Source organism: uncultured Campylobacter sp., assembly GCF_938045225.1.
Lineage (GTDB): Bacteria > Campylobacterota > Campylobacteria > Campylobacterales > Campylobacteraceae > Campylobacter_A.
On record NZ_CALINL010000127.1, the window covers coordinates 1 to 2872 of the forward strand.

Below are 2872 nucleotides of genomic sequence, written 5' to 3' on the forward strand. Positions count from 1 at the left end.
TCTCGTTTGCAAGCTTTAGGCTCTCTTTGCTCAAAATTTTTGGTAGCACGCTCATCTCTACTTGAAAATACATCCCGCCAACGCCGTTTCTAACAAAAATGATAAGCAAAAGCAGCCATAAAAAATCGAGTGAATTTATAAAAAGCAGCATAAAAACGCTTATGGTCTCAACCGCCATCATGATAACAAGCATCGGTTTTGGGCTAAATTTATCCACTACGATACCACTAAAAGGCGATAGCAGCACGCCCGGCACGAAAGCTAACGCAGCCGCCGCCGTGATCGCCCAAACGGGCGCGTCAAGCTCGATAAGCAGCGTAAAAATGCCCGTGTGCGAGAACCAAACGCCAAAATAGCAAATCAGTTGTATGAGCGAGAGGCGCGCGAAAACGGGCTGGTTTTTTAGTAGGTCGATAAATTTACTCATTTTGGGCTTCGGGTCAAATTTGAGCGCTAAATTTGCCGATTAGTTTGCTTCTAGCTTTTTGTAGATGCGCTCCTGGGCGAAATTTTCTTTGATAAAGCTGTTTTGGTTGCTGATCTGGCGTAGCGTATCGCCGTTAATCTCGAAATTTAGCTTTTCGCGGTATTGATTCGCCATGCTTAGGGTGCTGCCCTCTATCTCGTATTTGCCCTTTTGCATCTCTCTTTGCGCGATCTTTTTTTGATAAATGGTGTCGATTTTAAACGTTTTGTCCGCGTTTAGTGTTAGCGTGCTTTTTGAGTTTTCGCTACATCCGTCGCAAAACACCTTAGCTTCGTAAACGCCGATCAAATTTTCCTTATCTATCTCGGTGCCGCAGGTTTCAAAAACCTCTGTGCTGCCGCATTTTTTGCTATTTACAGCGCTTGCGCCGCCGCTTGCCGCACAGCCAGCAAATATCATCGCAGCCGCGGCTAAAAATAAAATATTTTTCATGATTTATCCTTAAAATTTTGGCTAATTATACTAAAAAATTTCCGCTAAAATGGCGATTTTTTAGCAAAAAGCGGCTAAAATTATGAAAAATATTTTAAGGAGTAGTCATGGAAGAGAGCATCCCGTTTATCGTATTTGCCGTGGTCGTGCTGGCCTTTGCGGTCTTGTTTTTAAAGGCCGGCATTAAGATCATCTCGCAGTCTGATATCTACATCGTCGAGCGTTTGGGTAAATTTCACAAGGTGCTTGATGGCGGTTTTCATATCATCATCCCTTTTGTTGATCAGATCCGCGCCGTGATCACTGTGCGCGAACAGTTAGTAGATATCACGAAGCAGCAAGTCATCACCAAAGATAACGTAAACATAAGCGTCGACGGCATAGTGTTTTTAAAGGTCGTGGACGGCAAAATGGCTCTATATAACGTCGATAGCTACAAACGCGCGATCGCTAATTTGGCCATGACGACGCTGCGCGGCGAGATCGGCGCGATGAACCTTGATGATACGCTTAGCTCGCGCGACCGCCTAAACTCCGCGCTACAAAGAGCGCTCGGAGACGCCGCCGACAACTGGGGCGTAAAGATCATGCGCGTCGAGATCTCCGAGATCTCCGTCCCGCACGGCATCGAAGAGGCGATGAATCTACAGATGAAAGCCGAGCGCGAAAAACGCGCGATCGAGCTAAAAGCGCAGGCCGAAAAAGAGGCGCTCATCCGCAACGCCGAGGCGCTAAAGCAAGAAAAAGTATTGCAAGCCGAAGCCATCGAGCGTATGGCTGATGCGAAAAAATACGAGCAAATCGCGCTAGCGACGGCTCAAAAAGAGGCGATGGATATGATAAACGAAAGCATGGCGCAAAACGCCAAGGCTGCTGAGTTCCTGCTAGCGCGCGACCGCGTCGGAGCCTTTAACGAGCTAGCCAAAAACGGCTCGAAAGATAAAATTTTAGTCCCTTACGAAGCGACCGAGCTCATCGGCTCTTTAAGCGTCTTAAAGGACTTTTTGGGCGCTAGGGCGGCGAAATGATACCCGCATACTTGATGCTGGCTGCGGGCATTGGGCTAGTCATGCTCGAGTTTATGCTCGGTAGCTTTTTCGTGCTATTTTTCGGGCTTGGATTTTTAGCGGTCGGAGTTTTGGGATTTTTTATCGATATCGCTTGGGAGTATCAAATTTTACTCATCGCTACCACCTCGTTAGTCCTACTTTTCGCGCTCAGAAAGCCGCTTAAGGCCAAATTTAACCAGCACGAAAGCGAGGTCAAAGACGACTTTTTAAACGAGAGCGGCGAGGGCGAGATCAGAGAGGGTATGGTTTATTTTAAAGGCACTTTGTGGCGCTACGATGGAAATTTATCCGAGGGCTCGAAGGTACGCGTGCTCGGCACGAAAGGCAATAAAGTCGTTTTAGAGCAAGATTAAATTTGAGCTTTTGAGGCGGCTTTTTGATGCTTTGTTTGCCTTTTTGCGCCGCTCAAATTTAAACCAAAAAAGGATAGCGGTGAAACTTGCCGTAGATGCGTATTATACGGGAAGCAAGGCTAAAGTCGTAGGGGTTTTGTTTGAAAACTTTAGCGACGAAAATCCGCTCAAAATCATCTCAAAAGTAGTAGATGGCGTAGCGCCCTATGAGAGCGGAAGCTTTTATAAAAGGGAGCTACCGTGCATCGTCTCGCTTTTGCAGGATTTGGATGTACGGGATATCTCGCTCATCGTGATCGACGGTTTCGTTTATCTTGACGACGATGGCAGATACGGTCTGGGCGGGCATTTATACGAGCACCTGGAGCGCAGAGTACAGGTCGTGGGCGTAGCCAAATCGCCTTTTAAAGGTAGCTGCAAATTTGTAAGAGAAATTTGCAGAGGCGGTAGCAAAAGGCCGCTTTTTATTAGCGCGATCGGCATGGATGTGGATGAAGCGGCGCGGCGATACGATTCTGCTTCTTCCACAA

At 47.1% G+C, this 2872-nt stretch carries 5 protein-coding genes; 3 read left to right on the top strand and 2 right to left on the bottom strand.

Translation table 11 applies throughout. The features are described 5' to 3' along the window. Together Q0200_RS05005 and Q0200_RS05010 are read right to left on the bottom strand one after the other, a co-directional pair. On the bottom strand, window positions 1-427 hold a 427-nt coding region (locus Q0200_RS05005; protein WP_366118275.1), incomplete at its 3' end, for an MFS transporter. A gap of 39 nt (window positions 428-466) precedes the next feature. After that, the gene (locus Q0200_RS05010; protein WP_297938515.1) at window positions 467-919 is read right to left on the bottom strand and encodes a copper resistance protein NlpE N-terminal domain-containing protein; all 453 of its coding nucleotides are present in this window, start codon (window positions 917-919) and stop codon (window positions 467-469) included. Between the two features lie 107 nt (window positions 920-1026). Between Q0200_RS05010 and Q0200_RS05015 the strand changes: the two genes are divergently transcribed. The 3 genes from Q0200_RS05015 to Q0200_RS05025 all read left to right on the top strand — a co-directional run. Next, complete coding sequence (locus Q0200_RS05015) at window positions 1027-1947, top strand: SPFH domain-containing protein (protein ID WP_009493831.1); 921 nt, start codon at window positions 1027-1029, stop codon at window positions 1945-1947. Further along, window positions 1944-2342 (top strand): NfeD family protein, encoded by a 399-nt coding sequence (locus Q0200_RS05020; protein WP_297938520.1) that lies wholly within the window; start codon window positions 1944-1946, stop codon window positions 2340-2342. Before Q0200_RS05015 ends, Q0200_RS05020 begins: the two co-directional genes overlap by 4 nt. A 79-nt stretch (window positions 2343-2421) precedes the next feature. Continuing rightward, a partial coding sequence (locus tag Q0200_RS05025; protein WP_297938523.1) for an endonuclease V occupies window positions 2422-2872 on the top strand: 451 nt, incomplete at its 3' end.

What these genes read in the sequence shown, in the direction of transcription:
- Q0200_RS05010 (WP_297938515.1), bottom strand. Translation starts at nt 919, where the DNA reads ATGAAAAATATTTTATTTTTAGCCGCGGCTGCGATGATATTTGCTGGC.
- Q0200_RS05015 (WP_009493831.1), top strand. Translation starts at nt 1,027, where the DNA reads ATGGAAGAGAGCATCCCGTTTATCGTATTTGCCGTGGTCGTGCTGGCC.
- Q0200_RS05020 (WP_297938520.1), top strand. Translation starts at nt 1,944, where the DNA reads ATGATACCCGCATACTTGATGCTGGCTGCGGGCATTGGGCTAGTCATG.